The following is a 15,468-nucleotide window of genomic DNA, read 5'->3' as shown; positions in this document are numbered from 1 at the left end:
TTAATATGAATACTACAAGAAAAAATCCTTTTACTATAAAAGACCATAAGGAATTTAATGAACAATGTATTCATCAATTCAATTATCAGTACAACAACAATCCCGTTTATAAAAGGTACTGTAATTACCTCTTAGGAAATAAACAAGTTCACCAGATAGAGGAAATACCGTTTTTACCTATTGAATTTTTCAAAACTCATGATGTGGTAATTACAGGAAAACAAATACAACAAACATTTACAAGTTCTGGTACAACAGGCAGCACAGTCTCAAGACATCTAGTACATTCGATAGAAGATTATCACAGTAGTTTAGATCTATCTTTCAAAGAAGTATATGGCAATATTGAAGATTATGTAGTTCTTGGCCTCTTACCGCATTATCTAGATCGCACTGGCTCGTCTCTAGTACACATGGTTAACAGATGGATCCAACAAAGTAAACATGAGAAAAGCGGCTTCTATTTAAGAAACATGGAAGACCTCATTATAATCCTTCAAGAATTAAAGGATAAAAAAGTAATATTAATTGGTGTTACGTTTGCTCTTTTACAACTCGCTGAAATGTGCCCGATGGATTTGCCTAATACAATAATTATTGAAACTGGAGGAATGAAAGGGATGAGAAAGGAGATTATTAAGTCTGAACTTCATGACATACTAAAGAACTCTTTCTCAAAAGCTCAAATTCACAGTGAGTATGGAATGACAGAATTACTGTCACAAGCATATTCATCTGATGGTAGGCTATTTAAAACTCCAAATTGGATGCGTGTATCTGCCAGACAACTCAATGATCCGTTGAGTAGTCAAGATTACGGCAAGACAGGTGGCTTAAACATTATCGACCTTGCTAATTATTATTCTTGTAGTTTTATTGCTACCCAAGATCTAGGAAAGGTTTACCAGGACGGTACCTTTGAAATTCTTGGTAGATTTGACCACAGCGATATTAGAGGCTGTAACCTTATGGCTACTACCTAACGATGAATAGGATTATAACCTAGGTATTTTGTTTCGCTTTCGCGAAAGCGAATATCATAAGACTCTAATTCTTTTAAAATTGGTTCGTAAACAGAACTGCAAATTGGAATTTGCACACCGGGATTTGTAATTTCTTTATCAAGTATTTTTAACGTAGCAATTGCAACTGGTAATCCCACTGTTTTGGCCATTGCTGTTTTATAGTCACCTTCACCCAGACAAACCATGGTACTATCTATTTGTTTGCGCTCACCATCAAGTTCATATCCAAATTTGTGATACATAACTATCATGTCCTTTTCACCTTCTTCCAAGGTCCAAGAATCCTGTAAAATATATTGAAGAATTTGTGCAGGAGTTGCATTTTTTAGACTTATCATTTTAGTAGAACTAAAAAGATCTAGCTCTAATAGTTTATCCCACATAATATCATCTTGATCAATTTTAAGCTCATTGCGCATTTTGAGCTCAACGCTATCAGTTGGTGAATACGGTAAAAAGCTATTTACAAAATCTCGATAAAACATGTTTTCAGAACCTTCCATGACGTAAGTATCATCGGTCATTCCCAGTTGGACAAACATATTCCAAGCCCTACTAAACCCTACTCTTCTCATTGTACCACGATATAGAGTAAGAACGTCGTCTAAGCCATAAATTTCACGATAATGCAAGCTATTGCGGTTTGCATAAGCTTCAAACCTGCCATAATCTTCTACATCAAGAAACTCGGTTCTCCTAAAAAGTCGATTATAGGGTATGTATTTGTAAGTTCCTTCTTGTATAAATTTTGCGGCACCACCTTGACCAGCAGTGACCACATTTCTAGGGTTCCACGTGAACTTGTAATTCCATAAATTATCATCATGTTCTGGCGCAACTAATCCACCAGTAAACGATTCAAAAAGCAACATTTTTCCACCTTGTTTTTTGATTTTATCGATAACCTGCATGGCGCTCATATGATCAATTCCTGGGTCAACACCAATCTCATTCATGAACACAAGTCCCTTTTTCACCACATCATCGTGAAGTTCTTGCATTTCTTCACTCACATAACTTGCGGTAACCATATTTTTCTCGAGCTTCAAACAATCCTTTGCCACTTCAATATGAAATCTAGCTGGCAACATAGATACAACGATATCAGCCTTTTCAATTTGCGTCTTTCTATCTGCGGCATTAAAAACATCTAGCGCTATCGCCTCACAGTTTTTATGCCAGTGAGTCAATCTCAATGCCTGGTCTATATCCTTATCACCTACAGTGATAAACAATTGATGAGTTTCAGATTTTTCTTTTAAATAATCTAATAGGACACCTGTTGATTTTCCTGCTCCGATTACTAAGATATGACGCATATGAGTTGTAATTTTAGACCAAAGTACATAGATAATAATCAAAAGAAAATTTTGTGAGAAAGAATTTTTTAGTCACAGGAAGTGTATTTATCCTTATCGGAGTGATACTAGGAGCATTAGGTGCGCATGCTTTAAAAGAAGCACTTACACCAGAACAATTGGCAAGTTTTGAAACAGGAGTTAGATACCAAATCTACCACGGATTTGCTTTATTAATTATGAGTTTAATCGATCAAGCAACCGCTACTCACAAAAAAACAGTTTATTATTTATTCACGGTAGGAACCATTTTCTTCTCATTGAGTATTTACTTACTTAGTTTACAGGAAATACTAGGAATTACCTTAAAGTTTCTAGGACCAATTACACCAATTGGTGGGCTGCTTTTAATCATAGGATGGGCTGTAAACGTGTACAATTTTTTAAAATTAAAACGTTAAAAAGGTTGTACTACAACGTTATAGTGCGTTACTTTTGCATCAAATTTTAACTCCCAAACCACACAACATGGGTTCAAATACACTAGCTATGAGAACTATCTCACTAGAAAAATGGGGAATCACAGATTCTCAATTACATTACCAACTTGCACCAAAAGATCTGCAAGAAATCTCCGTAGAGCGTTTCAATGGTAAGGAAACTAAAAACGGTACCCTAGCCGTAAACACAGGTGAATTTACAGGACGATCCCCAAAGGATCGTTTTATCGTTAAAGACGATGTAACATCTGACAAAATTTGGTGGGGTGACATCAACATTCCTTTTGAACCAGATCATTTTGATGCGTTATTAGAAAAAGTTACAGCATACCTAAATGGAAAAGAGCTTTTTGTGAGAGATGCTTATGCTTGTGCACATGATGACTATAGACTTAATCTACGAGTGATTAATGAATATCCATGGTCTAACATGTTTGCTCACAATATGTTTTTAAGACCTGATGAAAGCGAATTAGACAACTTTGATCCAGAATGGACGGTAATTAACGCTCCAGGATTTATGGCTAATCCTGAGGTTGATCATACCAGACAACACAATTTTGCAATTTTGAATTTTTCAAGAAAAATTGCTTTGATTGGAGGAACAGGATATACAGGTGAAATCAAGAAAGGTATCTTCAGTGCCTTAAACTTCATTCTTCCGGTAGACAAAAACACATTACCTATGCACTGTAGTGCCAATGTAGGTAAGGATGGAAATACAGCAATATTCTTTGGTTTAAGTGGAACAGGAAAAACTACTTTATCGACCGATCCTAATAGAGCGCTTATCGGTGACGATGAGCACGGTTGGACCTCAAACAATGAAGTTTTTAACTTTGAAGGTGGTTGTTATGCCAAAGTCATAAACCTAGACCCAAAGGGTGAACCTGAGATCTATAACGCGATTAAACCAGGAGCTATTTTAGAAAATGTGATTTTCAATGAGGATGGCACCGTTAATTTTGCAGATACTAGTATTACTCAAAACACCAGAGTAAGCTACCCTATTTATCATATTGAAAACATCAAGCAACCATCAAAAGGAAAGAATCCTAAAAATATATTCTTCCTTACAGCAGATGCTTTTGGTGTGTTACCTCCAATTTCAAAACTTACGCCAGGACAAGCTGCATACCACTTTATTAGTGGATATACTGCAAAGGTAGCTGGTACTGAAGCTGGAGTAAATGAACCACAACCTAGTTTCTCAGCTTGTTTTGGAGCTCCTTTTATGCCTTTACATCCAACTAAGTATGCTGAAATGTTGAGCGCCAAAATGAAGGAAACTGGTACCAACGTTTGGCTAGTGAACACTGGATGGACTGGTGGTCCTTATGGAGTTGGCCACAGAATGAAGCTTAAATATACAAGAGCGATGATTACCGCAGCCCTTGACGGAAGTTTAGAAGAGGCAAATAAAGACAATTATCACATACACTCTATGTTTGGCGTGGCGCAACCTAGAACATGCCCTAACGTGCCTGACGAAGTTTTAAGCCCGAGAAAATCATGGAACAATGATGAAGGTTATTATAAGACCGCACATAAATTAAGAGATTACTTTATGAATAACTTCAAAAAATTTGAAAGTTATGCTAGTGAAGAAATCCTTGCTGGTGGTCCACCAGTAATTAGTGAATAACACAATTAAAAAAGGCTTCTCAATGAGAAGCCTTTTTTGTTTTTATTAAGTTTCGCTTTCGCGAAAGCGAAAACTCTACCTTTTATTTTCCTTTAATATAATTCTCGATCGCCATTGACATAGAAGGCGATTCTGGAGTAGGTGCCTGAATATCTATTCGAAGACCTTTTTCTTGCGCTGCTTTCATCGTAGTGTTACCAAAAACAGCAATACGAGTTTTATCCTGTACAAAGTCAGGGAAATTCTTGAACAAACTCTCTATACCACTTGGACTAAAAAATACTAGAACGTCGTATTTTACATCTGCAAGGTCAGAAAGATCACTAATTACTGTTCTAAAGAAAACAGCACTCTTCCAATTCACTCCTAGCGAATCAAGCTCTCTAGGTACATCATCCTTTAATTTATCAGAACTAGGAACTAAAAAAGATTCGTTTTTATGCTTTTTGATAAGAGGAGTAAGCTCTGCAAAAGTCCTTTTACCTACATAAATTTTACGCTTTCTATAGACTACATATTTTTGCAAGTAATAAGCTACAGCCTCTGACTGACAAAAATACTTTAGAGAGTCTGGAATTTTAAAACGCATTTCTTCAGCAACGCGGAAAAAATGATCAACGGCATTTCTACTAGTAAGGATGATAGCACTAAACTTAGAAAGATCAATTTTTTGTTCTCTTACCTCCTTAGCACTCGCGCCTTCCACGTGAATGAAAGAGCGAAAATCAATCTTCACCTTAGTACGATCTACAAGATTTTGATAAGGTGAGGTTTCAGCCTTTGGTTGTGGCTGTGAAACCAGAATTGTTTTCACTTTGTTGTCCATATGCAATTTCAATTATCCACCCTTAACATACTTATACAAAAGTAAGTAGGGTGCGATTTCAAGGGCGCAAAGGTACAAAATAAAATAAAACCAATTGTTTAAAAGCACCTTCTTTAACTTAACTATAATTAAAATACTGATAAGTATTTCCATGAATACAGCTGTAATTCCCGCTATAACAAGGGTATCATGCTGCAAACTTTTAAACGCTGCTACAATAGCAAATAAAATGGCAACAATAGCAAACCCGTTTCTCATAAACCACCTATAGTGCCAGCCTAAATAAACAACATCCTCTGTCTTTATTAGTACGGCACAAATTTTTGACACAAAGTATTGAAAACTATAAAACAAGATGATTAAAAGCAGTTTCATTACCCATTCCTTACTTATAAGGTGATTATCACCCCAAACCAGTTGGGCTATGGTTGTAAGAGCAACAAAATAACAAATGATTAAGGCTGCATGAATCCACCTGTAAGTTTTAGGCTCGTCCAAGGTTACTTTTATTATTTTGTCATTTATAAAAACAGATAAGTAATCGGTAATTTGAATACTAGACATGTAACGCGCAATCACCACAAAAACGAGTAATGTAGTAAGTACTATAAAAAACCAATCAAAATTTTGTGCGAGTGGACTCATAAGCAAGTGAACACAAAAATAAGCTATTCAACTAGTCGTTTAAAATAGGGTAGAATATTTGAGTATTTTTGCGCCTGCTATATGAAAAAGACATTAGTCATAATACCTACTTATAATGAGATTGAAAATATCTCATCCATTTGTAATGCAGTATTACTTTTAAATGATGACATTCATTTATTAGTAGTAGACGATAATTCACCAGACGGCACTGCAAATGAAGTAAAACAGATCCAGAAAAACTTTGACAATAGACTGCATTTAGAAATTAGAAAAAATAAAGCTGGTCTGGGAACGGCCTATATCCATGGGTTTAAATGGGCTTTAAAAAGAGAATATGACTTTATATTTGAAATGGATGCTGATTTTAGTCATAATCCAGCTGATCTTCCTATTCTTTATGAAGCATGTGCTACACATGGCGCAGACCTTGCCATTGGTAGCCGTTATGTCAAAGGTGTCAACGTGGTTAACTGGCCTATGAGTCGCATATTACTATCTTATTTTGCATCAAAATATGTGAGATTCATAACTGGTATGGATATCCATGACACGACAGCAGGATTCAAATGTTATAAATCAAGTTTATTAAGGAAAATTAATTTAGATAAGATTAAATTTGTGGGCTATGCTTTCCAAATTGAACTTAAGTTCAAAGCCTACTTATTGAAAGCAAAAATTGTTGAAATACCAGTCATTTTCACTGACCGCTCAAAAGGTGAATCTAAAATGTCGAAGGGAATAATAAGCGAGGCTATTATTGGTGTAATAGCTATGAAAATAAAGAGTGTACTAGGGAAATTAGAAATATGAAAAAGACTTTAATTAAGAATGCTAAAATTGTCAATGAAGGAACCGTTTTTGAAGGAGACATATTCATTGAAGGTGATACTATTCTTGAAATCGATGAATCAATAAGTGCTAAAGATCCTAACACCATTATTATTGATGCCGAAGGAAAATATGTTCTACCAGGTGTAATTGATGATCAAGTACATTTTAGAGAACCAGGTCTTACTCATAAAGGTAACATCGCTTCAGAAAGTGCTGCTGCTGTAGCTGGTGGTATAACCACCTTTATGGAACAACCTAATACAAAACCACAAACCACCACTATTCCAGAGTGGGAAAATAAAATGGCTATTGCAGCAGCAACTAGTCATGCTAATTATGGTTTCATGTTTGGTGGTACTAATAACAACCTTGATGAAATACTCAAAGTGGACATTAATAGAGTACCTGGTATTAAATTGTTCTTAGGATCATCAACAGGGAATATGCTGGTGAATGACGAGGAAGTTCTTAAAGAAATTTTTTCTAAAGTAAAGCTTAGAATATCGCTACACTGTGAAGATGAAGACACCATAAAAGCAAACTTACAAGAGGCTCTAAATACATATGGTGAAGAAATTCCAATAACCGAACATCCAAAAATACGCAGTGCAGAAGCCTGTTATAAAAGTAGCTCAAAGGCCGTTGAGCTTGCTAAACAAACTGGTGGGAGAATTCACGTTTTTCATTTGTCAACCGGTAAGGAAACCGAGCTTTTTGATAATAAATTACCTATAGAGCAAAAACAAATCACTGCCGAGGTTTGTATACATCACTTGTGGTTTAGTGACGAGGATTACAAAGAAAAAGGAGCGTTTATAAAATGGAATCCTGCGGTAAAAACAAAAAGTGATAGAGATCAGTTATGGGAAGCCCTATTGGATGATAGGATTGACGTAATAGCTACAGACCATGCGCCACATACTATTGAAGAAAAATCAAACACTTATACAAACTGCCCTAGTGGTGGTCCTTTAGTCCAACACGCTTTACCAGCCATGTTACAATTTGTACATGAAGGAAAAATCTCTATTGAGAAAGTGGTTGAAAAAATGTGTCACAATCCAGCGAGATTATTTGACATCGAAAAACGTGGCTATATAAGAAAAGGATATAAAGCAGATCTAGTTATTGTAGACACCAATAACCCATGGACTGTTACCAAAGATAACATTCTTGCGAGCTGTGGATGGTCTCCTTTTGAAGGTGTTACCTTTAAAAGTAGAATTTCACATACTATCGTTAATGGTCACATAGCCTATCACAACTTTAAAGTAAGTGCAGAAAGAAATGCCCAAGAATTAAGTTTCAATCGATGAAAAAAATAATTTTCATACTCTTTATCACAATTGTAGGTTGTGTTAATATCAATAAAGTGGAACGTCCAGAATCCTTTCTTGATATTGAGAAGATGTCTGATGTTTTTGCCGACTTGTATTTGATTGAAGGTGCAATAGGAACAAATCGTGATAATTTTATGAAAACGGGCACTCTTCCTACAGCCTATATTTATAAGAAACATCAAATCGACAGTCTTGTATTTAAAGAGAATTTGGAATACTACAACCAAAGACCTGATGAATATATGGAAATGATTGAGCTCACTCAATCAAAATTAAACACCATCAAGGATAGCATTGCAGCACGTCAACAACGTGAAAATAAATTAGGTGAATTAAAAACACCCTTAAACACACTATTAGAAAGGGATAGTATCAATAATTTAAAAGAAGAAAATTAATTTAGATTCTTATAAAAAGTTGTAACCCTTTGTAGGGTTTGATCAAAATGCTTGGTCTCATAATTCGGTAAGACAGCTTTTATTTTATCGTTACTATAATACGTTTCACTAATGAGACTCTTAACTGTGGCACTAGTTAAACTTGAACCTCCTAACCAGCCTATAGGCTGAGATAGTATAGATAGAAACTGTAAAAACCATGCGCTTAATTTGATATTAGGCTTTTTTACCTTTAAATGACCTGCTATTTGATCAAGAACAGTTTTGTAATTAAGATTGTTAGACACTAGGATAAAACGCTCATTTTCCACATCACTTTCCATGAGATTAACCATGTAATGCACAACATCACGTACATCTATAAAACCACTACTACCCGTAGTATAAAATTTATTCCCGCCAGCTGTTCTAGATATTAACTTACCCGATCCTGAATTAAAATCACCTTCGCCTAGAATAACTCCAGGATTGACAATTATAACCTTCATACCTTCTTGAGTAGCACGCCAGGCCTCCATTTCGGCACCATATTTTGTAATGCCATAATCACTATTAATTCCGTCCAAATTAAAGAAGTCTTCTTCGCTAGTTGGTTTTCCTGCTGGAGCATCTCCTAAAGCGGCTATACTACTTACGTGACAAAATTTTTCTACTTTGTGGTGCAATGCTGTATTAATAACATTAGCAGTTCCAGTGACATTTATCTTTTCAAGTTCTTCAAAATTATTTGCTTCAATAGCCGCTGCACAGTGATATACTTGTTTCACATTGTTAAAGACAAGGTTCAAACTAGGCACGTCCAAAATATCAGCCTTTACCCAATTAAAATTTTCAATAAGATGTCCACTTTCTTTGTCGTACGATTCAAAAATGCGGCGTACTTTATCCTTGCTACTCTCTGTTCTAAAAATGGCGATTATTTGTGTTGCGCTTTCGCGAAAGCGATATAACAAATGTCCTCCTAATAATCCAGTTGCTCCTGTGATAAGAATCATGTTGTAAAAGTAATGAATACATCACGATCACAGTGCTACAAAACTGCCAAAACCCCATATATTTGCAGGTCAAAACACAAGCTTATGTCCTACGATTTTGTAAATGAATTGAGATGGAGAGGGATGATACATGATATCATGCCCGATACTGAAGAACTACTTAACAAGGAAACTGTTACTGGTTATATAGGCTTTGACCCTACTGCAGATTCTCTTCACATAGGAAGTCTAGTACAAATCATTTTACTTATGCACCTACAACGATCTGGTCACAGACCGGTTGCACTTGTAGGTGGAGCCACTGGTATGATAGGTGATCCAAGTGGTAAAAGCAGTGAGCGTAACTTACTTACCCAAGAGATTCTAGATAAAAATATAAAAGGCGTCAAAAACGTAATATCTAGATTTGTTGATTTTGAATCTGGTGATGAAAGTACTCGGGCTGTTCTAGTGAATAATTACGACTGGATGAAAGAATTTAGCCTGATCGATTTTGCTAGAGATATTGGTAAACACATTACTGTAAACTACATGATGGCCAAGGATAGCGTGAAAAAACGCTTTACGGGTGAAGTGGATGGCATGAGCTTTACAGAATTTACCTACCAGCTGTTTCAGGGATATGATTTCTTACATCTCTATGAAACAATGGGTTGTAAACTGCAAATAGGTGGTAGTGACCAATGGGGAAATATCACCACCGGTACAGAGTTAATACGACGTAAGACTGGTGGAAAAGCTTATGCACTTACTACTCCTTTAGTTACTAAGGCTGATGGTACGAAATTCGGTAAAACAGAATCGGGAAATATATGGTTAGATGCAGACAAAACAAGTGTTTATCAATTTTACCAATTCTGGTTTAATGCTACGGATGCCGATGCTGAAAACTGGATTAAAATTTTCACTTTTCTAGACAAGGAAACATGTGAACAATTAATCGAAGAACACAAGCAGGATGCAGGCCGAAGATCTCTTCAAAAACGCCTAGCTGAAGAAGTAACCATTATGGTCCATGGTAAAGAAGCTTATGAAACAGCTGTAGAAGCTTCACAAATTCTATTTAGTAAAACGGTGACACCAGAGCAATGGAACAAATTTGACAAAGCTACTTTACTCGAGATTTTTGAAGGTGTTCCACAAGTAGAAGTAGATCGCAAAGTGGTTGAAAATGGGATAGACCTAGTTCAATTCTTTGCAGAGACTACTGGATTCCTAAAATCTAATAGTGAAGTAAGAAGAGCTCTTAAAGAAAATAGTTTATCCATAAATAAAAATAAGATAACCGAGGAAAGAGCTATAAATGAAGACGATATTATTGCTGGTGACTTAATGCTTTTACAGCGAGGTAAGCGTAATAAGTTTCTAGTTATTTTAAAATAAAAACTTCTTTAACCTAATCAAAAAAAGCCTCTGAAATATCAGAGGCTTTTTCAATTTTAGAATTTTTAATCTCTTCTTCCTAAATATATAGACAAGAAGTATAAAAGTGTGGCGAGTGAACCTACAGCAGCAACCAGATAGGTACGTGCTGCCCATTTTAAGGCATCCTTGGCGCCTTCATGTTCTTCTCTAGTAAGCATATTGTTCCCTTCTAACCAAGCTAGAGCACGATTACTAGCATCATACTCAACTGGCAAGGTGATAAAAGAAAATAAAGTTCCTGTAGCATACATTAGAATACCTATTAATAGTAGCGTATTTCCAAATTGAGTAGTCGCGGCTAGTGTGATCCCACCGATAATAACCCATTGTGAAAATCGTGATGCGATGCTTACTACAGGCACTAGTTTTGACCTCATTCCTAACCATGAGTAAGCTGTAGCATGTTGTATCGCATGACCTACCTCATGAGCCGCAACAGCAGCTGCTGCTGCGTTACGTTGAGAGTACACCACATCACTCAAATTAACCGTTTTATTAGCCGGATTGTAGTGATCTGTTAATTGACCTTTTACAGAAATTATTTTTACATCCGTTATGCCATTATCGTCTAGCATTTTTTGAGCTATTTCTGCCCCAGACATTCCATTACGTAAATGAATTTTTGAATAGTGCTTGAATTTAGATTTCAATTTATTACTTACATACATACTTACCAGCATTACCAATCCTCCGATAATGTAGTACCCCATTAAACCCATTCTTTTTATGTTTTAAATTATTAAATAAAAGTAGTTTTTTATTCTTAATTACAAATACCGCACCATTATGAAATGATTATTTTTACCCTATAATTTACCCTATGAAGGTTTTACATCTAGACGAGAACCACCCTATTTTGATTCAGAAACTGTCTGATTTTGGATTTCAAAATGAATGCGATTTTAACTCTTCAAAAGAAGAAGTTGAAAAAACAGTTGAACAGTACGATGGATTAATCGTACGTAGTAGATTCCCTATTGATCAAACCTTTCTAAAAAAGGCCAAAAATCTTAAGTTTATAGGAAGAATAGGTGCTGGATTAGAAAACATAGATCTTGAAACCGCAAGCAAGTTGGGAATAGTATGCTATAACGCACCTGAAGGTAACCGCAATGCAGTAGGCGAGCACTCACTAGGAATGTTACTAGCCCTTTTTAATAAACTACATACAGCAGATCATGAGGTGCGCAACGGCCTTTGGCAAAGAGAAGAAAATCGCGGCATCGAGATAGATGGAAAAACCATTGGATTAATAGGTTACGGAAATATGGGTAAAGCATTTGCAAAAAAACTTAAAGGGTTTGACTGCAAGGTGATTTTTCATGATTTAAAGTCAGGTTTACAAGATGAAAATGCCAGCCAGGTAACCCTTGAGGAATTACAGCAACAGGCAGATGTTCTCTCATTGCACACACCACAAACTGATCTAACGATAGGAATGGTGAATGAAGATTTTATTAACGCTTTCGCGAAAGCGTTCTATCTAATTAACACTGCAAGAGGAAAGGCGGTTGTCACTAAGGATTTAGTCACGGCCTTGAGGAATAAAAAGATATTAGGAGCTGGATTAGACGTACTAGAATTTGAAAAGAGTAGTTTTACATCGTTATTTGAAAATGATACCATGCCACAAGAGTTTAAAGAGCTTATAAGTATGAAAAATGTGATATTGAGTCCTCACGTGGCTGGATGGACGATTGAATCAAAGTATAAATTGGCAGAAGTTATTGCCGATAAAATAATTAAGAATCATGGCTAAAGTAACCGGATTAGGAGGAATATTTTTTGTTTGTAACGATCCTGAAAGAACAAAACAATGGTATCAAAAACACTTGGGATTAAATACTGATCAATATGGATGCACTTTTTTTATGTCAGAAGAAGTAAAAAGAGAACCCAAAGCTAGTCAACAGTGGAGTCCTTTTCCTGCAGATACTACTTACTACCCAAAAGAGCAAAAATTCATGATTAATTATCGTGTTGATAATCTTATAGAATTATTAGCAGACTTACAAAATTCTGGCATTCAACAAGAAGGAGATATGCAGGAATTTGATTATGGTAAATTTGCTTGGATCATAGATTGTGATGGTAGGAAAGTTGAATTGTGGGAACCTAAGCAAGAAGAATTATTTGAAAAACAGTAATATTGTAACATTAACAACCTTTATAACCAATAATTATGAGCGAGGAAAACAACCCCTTTGACAAGGCAAAAGAATCTGCATCGGATGCCTATGACAGCACAAAAGAAACATTTAATGAAGCCGCTGATGCTGCAAAAGAAAGTGCACGGGACTTTCAACGTGGCTTAAATGACACAGTAAACAATGGAGATAATAAAAAATTACTTGCAGGACTTCTAGGAATTTTCTTAGGGAGTTTTGGGGTACACAAGTTTATTCTAGGTTATCAAAAAGAAGGGTTCATTCTTGCTGGACTTACCGTGATAGGATGGATTACGACCTGTCTGTTTTTTGGTATATTCATAGTTATGGCTACTTATGCAGTAGGTTTAATAGAAGGTATTATTTACCTGACCAAGTCAGATGAAGAGTTCTACAACACTTATCAAGCAGGCAGAAAACCTTGGTTCTAACAAATAGAATCATTTCAATAAAAAACCGCCATTTTAAAGATGGCGGTTTTTTTTATTCAGAATAGGTAGATTTTGAATCTCCGTTTTTAAAATATTTAGACTCCATTTCTGCTTGAAATTCCTCCATCACAGGTTTAACTGTGCTTTCTGGCAAATCAGCAATTCGGATATACATAAGACCATCAATAGCGTCATTAAATAAAGGATCTACATTAAAAGCTACGACCTTAGCATTTTGCTTTACATATTTTTTAATGAGTACTGGCAACCTTAATTCATTAGGCTCTAGCTCATCAATAAGCTTATCAAATTTATTTAAATCAGCCTGAGATTCGTCAAAAATGAAATCCTTATCAGCATCGGCCAGCTTAACTTTAAATTCTTTTTTAGGCTTTATATATTGTGCGATATAAGGATCGTAATAATTACTTCTCATAAATTCAATCATTAATGATTTTGAAAAATTTGAGAATTTATTGCTAATACTCACTCCGCCAATTAGGTACTTGTGCGACGGGAAACGTAGTGTACAATGCACAATTCCTTTCCATAACAGAAATAGTGGCATAGGCTTTTGCTGATAGTCCGATGTTATGAATGCTCGTCCCATCTCTATACTCTCGCTCATCATTTTATGTAGCTCATTGTCAAACCTGAAGAGTTCATTTAGGTAAAAACCTTCAATACCATATTTCTTGTAAATCTGTTGCCCCATTCCCATACGATAAGCACCAGCGATACATTTTGCGTCCTTGTCCCAGAGAAACATTTGATGATAATAGGAATCGTATTTGTCTAAATCAATAGATTTATTCGTTCCTTCACCTATTTTTCTAAAAGTAATTTCACGCAGCCTACCAATCTCATGTAAAATCTTTGGAATAGATTTACTTTCAGCTAGAAATACCTCATAGTTTTTAGAGATCAATAACCTCTTGTCGTTCTCTCTTAGGTATTCAATTTCCTTTTCCATATCTTCAGGCTTAACGTGACCTACGATACGCTCAGGAGCTTTGGGAAGTTTTATGCTTTTAGGTAAATCAGTAAACTTTTTACCTGATTCATCGTATGCCCTAGAAAGCATGTACGTCTTTTTTCTAAGAAAATCAGTAAATTCTCCTAGATCGGTATACTCTTGCTGATGTTTTACGTGGATTGCGTTTCCTACTCGCACTTTAATAACTCTCTTTTTCTGAGTTAATAATTCACTAGGAAGTTTTGCTGTACGCAATGTGTCTGAAATCTTTGCAAGTCTGTAGAATAACCTGCTATTCTTTGCATGAAAATAGATTGGAATAACAGGTACTTGAGCACGATGTATGAGTTTCATTGCCGCCTCTTCCCATTCTTTATCTACCACCAATTTACCATCTCTATAAGTTGAAACCTCACCAGCAGGAAAAATCCCTAGAGGTTGATCTGCTTTTAAATGCCTGATGGCTTGCATAAAACCTGCTGTGCTGCTTTTTGCATCCTTATGACTTTCAAAAGGGTTTACAGGCATTACATAGGGCTTTAACGGCTCTATACGATGTAATAAAAAATTTGCAACAATTTTAAAATCGGGTCTTCTATCTAGAAGTAATTTTAGTAATAATATACCGTCAATTCCACCCAAGGGATGATTGGAAATAGTTATAAACGGTCCTGTTTTTGGTATACGTCTTAAATCCTCTTCTGGAATCTCAAAGGAAATTTGTAAATCATCCAGTAAGGCATTCAAAAATTCTGAACCTTGCAGATGTTTAAATTTATCATACTTTCTATTTAAAGCAGAAAGTCTCAAGATTTTCATCAACGACCAACCGCCTAAAGTACCTAATGCACCGTATTTATCAATATTTATCGCTTTTGCGACCTCTTTGGCAGTTACAAGTCCCATAAAATAAAGTCCTGGTCAATTAATAGATTGACTCACAAATATACTATAAATGTTAA

At 35.7% G+C, this 15,468-nt stretch carries 16 protein-coding genes; 10 read left to right on the top strand and 6 right to left on the bottom strand.

Annotation, left to right across the window (positions count from 1 at the left end; translation table 11 throughout):
* Positions 1–5 precede the first annotated feature (5 nt).
* Positions 6–983 carry an acyl transferase gene (locus tag HCN53_RS10770; RefSeq protein ID WP_167342945.1) on the top strand — a complete coding sequence of 326 codons (978 nt, stop codon included), beginning with the start codon at positions 6–8 and terminating at the stop codon, positions 981–983.
* Here HCN53_RS10770 and HCN53_RS10765 read toward each other — a convergent pair.
* Positions 980–2,344, bottom strand: coding sequence for a saccharopine dehydrogenase family protein (locus tag HCN53_RS10765; protein ID WP_167342944.1), 1,365 nt, complete (start codon positions 2,342–2,344; stop codon positions 980–982). The two genes, HCN53_RS10770 and HCN53_RS10765, sit on opposite strands and share 4 nt — an antisense overlap.
* A 53-nt stretch (positions 2,345–2,397) precedes the next feature.
* Between HCN53_RS10765 and HCN53_RS10760 the strand changes: the two genes are divergently transcribed.
* The gene (locus HCN53_RS10760; protein ID WP_042276193.1) at positions 2,398–2,784 is read left to right on the top strand and encodes a DUF423 domain-containing protein; all 387 of its coding nucleotides are present in this window, start codon (positions 2,398–2,400) and stop codon (positions 2,782–2,784) included.
* Between the two features lie 88 nt (positions 2,785–2,872).
* On the top strand, positions 2,873–4,468 hold the full coding sequence (gene pckA / locus HCN53_RS10755; protein ID WP_410505428.1) for a phosphoenolpyruvate carboxykinase (ATP): 1,596 nt from the start codon (positions 2,873–2,875) through the stop codon (positions 4,466–4,468).
* 82 nt (positions 4,469–4,550) lie between these two features.
* Here pckA and HCN53_RS10750 read toward each other — a convergent pair whose 3' ends face one another.
* Positions 4,551–5,294 carry a uroporphyrinogen-III synthase gene (locus tag HCN53_RS10750; protein WP_042277252.1) on the bottom strand — a complete coding sequence of 248 codons (744 nt, stop codon included), beginning with the start codon at positions 5,292–5,294 and terminating at the stop codon, positions 4,551–4,553.
* Positions 5,295–5,306: 12 nt separating this feature from the next.
* Positions 5,307–5,939, bottom strand: coding sequence for a DUF4271 domain-containing protein (locus tag HCN53_RS10745; protein WP_167342943.1), 633 nt, complete (start codon positions 5,937–5,939; stop codon positions 5,307–5,309).
* An 81-nt stretch (positions 5,940–6,020) separates the two neighbouring features.
* On the opposite strand from HCN53_RS10745, the gene HCN53_RS10740 reads away from it, so the two are divergent.
* From HCN53_RS10740 to HCN53_RS10730, 3 genes are read left to right on the top strand one after another with little or no spacing between them, the layout of a single operon-like run.
* The gene (locus tag HCN53_RS10740; protein WP_042276199.1) at positions 6,021–6,752 is read left to right on the top strand and encodes a polyprenol monophosphomannose synthase; all 732 of its coding nucleotides are present in this window, start codon (positions 6,021–6,023) and stop codon (positions 6,750–6,752) included.
* Positions 6,749–8,089, top strand: coding sequence for a dihydroorotase (locus HCN53_RS10735; RefSeq protein ID WP_167342942.1), 1,341 nt, complete (start codon positions 6,749–6,751; stop codon positions 8,087–8,089). Before HCN53_RS10740 ends, HCN53_RS10735 begins: the two co-directional genes overlap by 4 nt.
* Positions 8,086–8,511, top strand: coding sequence for a DUF4296 domain-containing protein (locus tag HCN53_RS10730; protein WP_105018185.1), 426 nt, complete (start codon positions 8,086–8,088; stop codon positions 8,509–8,511). The genes HCN53_RS10735 and HCN53_RS10730 overlap by 4 nt, the downstream gene beginning before the upstream one ends.
* Here the strand turns inward: HCN53_RS10730 and HCN53_RS10725 are convergent.
* A complete protein-coding gene (locus HCN53_RS10725) occupies positions 8,508–9,506 on the bottom strand; it encodes an NAD-dependent epimerase/dehydratase family protein (protein WP_167342941.1) in 999 nt (332 codons plus the stop codon). The genes HCN53_RS10730 and HCN53_RS10725 overlap by 4 nt on opposite strands.
* An 84-nt stretch (positions 9,507–9,590) precedes the next feature.
* On the opposite strand from HCN53_RS10725, the gene tyrS reads away from it, so the two are divergent.
* Positions 9,591–10,889 (top strand): tyrosine--tRNA ligase, encoded by a 1,299-nt coding sequence (gene tyrS / locus HCN53_RS10720; protein WP_167342940.1) that lies wholly within the window; start codon positions 9,591–9,593, stop codon positions 10,887–10,889.
* 65 nt (positions 10,890–10,954) lie between these two features.
* On the opposite strand, the gene HCN53_RS10715 is transcribed toward tyrS, so the two are convergent.
* On the bottom strand, positions 10,955–11,650 hold the full coding sequence (locus HCN53_RS10715; RefSeq protein WP_042276208.1) for a zinc metallopeptidase: 696 nt from the start codon (positions 11,648–11,650) through the stop codon (positions 10,955–10,957).
* 101 nt (positions 11,651–11,751) lie between these two features.
* Here HCN53_RS10715 and HCN53_RS10710 point away from each other — a divergent pair, with 101 nt between their 5' ends.
* The 3 genes from HCN53_RS10710 to HCN53_RS10700 are packed head-to-tail and all read left to right on the top strand — an operon-like array spanning position 11,752 to position 13,530.
* Positions 11,752–12,690 (top strand): 2-hydroxyacid dehydrogenase, encoded by a 939-nt coding sequence (locus tag HCN53_RS10710; protein WP_167342939.1) that lies wholly within the window; start codon positions 11,752–11,754, stop codon positions 12,688–12,690.
* A complete protein-coding gene (locus HCN53_RS10705) occupies positions 12,683–13,078 on the top strand; it encodes a VOC family protein (protein ID WP_308736853.1) in 396 nt (131 codons plus the stop codon). The genes HCN53_RS10710 and HCN53_RS10705 overlap by 8 nt, the downstream gene beginning before the upstream one ends.
* A 35-nt stretch (positions 13,079–13,113) precedes the next feature.
* A complete protein-coding gene (locus tag HCN53_RS10700) occupies positions 13,114–13,530 on the top strand; it encodes a TM2 domain-containing protein (protein ID WP_042276214.1) in 417 nt (138 codons plus the stop codon).
* Positions 13,531–13,582: 52 nt separating this feature from the next.
* Here HCN53_RS10700 and HCN53_RS10695 read toward each other — a convergent pair whose 3' ends face one another.
* Positions 13,583–15,412: a GNAT family N-acyltransferase gene (locus HCN53_RS10695; protein WP_167342938.1), complete on the bottom strand. Its 1,830-nt coding sequence runs from the start codon at positions 15,410–15,412 to the stop codon at positions 13,583–13,585.
* Between the last annotated feature and the right edge of the window lie 56 nt (positions 15,413–15,468).

Origin of the sequence: Nonlabens sp. SY33080, assembly GCF_011784885.1 — a bacterium.
Classification (GTDB): domain Bacteria; phylum Bacteroidota; class Bacteroidia; order Flavobacteriales; family Flavobacteriaceae; genus Nonlabens; species Nonlabens tegetincola.
The sequence above is the reverse complement of the archived record's forward strand: the minus strand, read 5'-3'. Positions and strand labels throughout refer to the sequence as shown.